Genomic DNA, 960 nt, shown 5'->3' with positions numbered 1-960 from the left:
CCCGGATCAGTACCGTACGGTTCTCGTGGATCCACTGACAGGTGGCCAGAGTCACGGTCGTCGCGTGTTCGACCGACGGCTGGAAGCCGAAGTCGAAGTTGCTCAGGTTCTGGCCGGTGAGCGGGCGGGCAGGCGCAGCGAGGTCTGCAGGCGATGCTCCTCGCGCCGGTCGAGCTCGGCATCGAGCAGTTGATCGACCAGGCGATGGGGTGTGGTGTCGTGCTTTACTGTCGCGCTGATCAGGGTGTCGAGCTGCTCGGCGGCATGCACCAGGCCCAGGAGGCCGAGGGGCTGGCGGGTCGCGTCCAGGTCGACGGTTTCGGTGGTCGCTTTGCTAGTAATCGGGGCATCTCCGCCCGGGGCGGCGCACAGATCCAGTGCACGCTGCTCGGGGCGACTCGCAGCGATCGTTTCGAGCTTGCGCCCCATGCGGCCGAGCGGTGGCGGCGAAGTCACGGTGTCCATGGACGGGCCGTCGTGGTGCGCCGGGTCGATCAGGATACGCTCCGGGGTATGGCGGGAATGGACCGCGATCACCCGATGGTCGGCCAGGCTCTGCGCGCGCCCGGCGACAGCGCGGACCTCGACCGGCCGGCCGATCCAGGCAAAGCGCACCACGAGCCAGGAAATGCATCTGGGCATGGGCGGGAATCCGGTCGGCGCGGAAGTGAAAGACCGGTCGTTGCTAGGTCAGTGCAGGTTACGGTACCCTTCTATATCAAATCGTCATGTTACTAAGGGCGCCCAACCGATGCCTCACATTTTCTTTACAGGAGTCCTTCCGTTTGCGAGTGTGTTGACTGGTGCGCTTATTAGCGGGATAACCGCCTTTCAAGCAAAGAGTCGAGCGGATCAGAAAATCGAACGACGTAAGCTTGCGATCAAGCTGTACGAAGAATACCACTCAAAAGACATGTATTTATCTCGCTTGGAGGCAGCAAGAATATTGAGGGATAACCC

The 960-nt window shown here is 62.0% G+C and carries 2 protein-coding genes; one reads left to right on the top strand and one right to left on the bottom strand.

The window, feature by feature from the left end; genetic code table 11:
* Positions 1 to 102 precede the first annotated feature (102 nt).
* Positions 103 to 618 carry a hypothetical protein gene (locus CKO31_RS26110; protein ID WP_200243840.1) on the bottom strand — a complete coding sequence of 172 codons (516 nt, stop codon included), beginning with the start codon at positions 616 to 618 and terminating at the stop codon, positions 103 to 105.
* Positions 619 to 751: 133 nt separating this feature from the next.
* Between CKO31_RS26110 and CKO31_RS26585 the strand changes: the two genes are divergently transcribed.
* A partial coding sequence (locus tag CKO31_RS26585; RefSeq protein ID WP_207148130.1) for a hypothetical protein occupies positions 752 to 960 on the top strand: 209 nt, incomplete at its 3' end.

The organism is Thiohalocapsa halophila (assembly GCF_016583825.1).
Taxonomy (GTDB): Bacteria; Pseudomonadota; Gammaproteobacteria; order Chromatiales; family Chromatiaceae; genus Thiohalocapsa; species Thiohalocapsa halophila.
The sequence above is the reverse complement of the archived record's forward strand: the minus strand, read 5'-3'. Positions and strand labels throughout refer to the sequence as shown.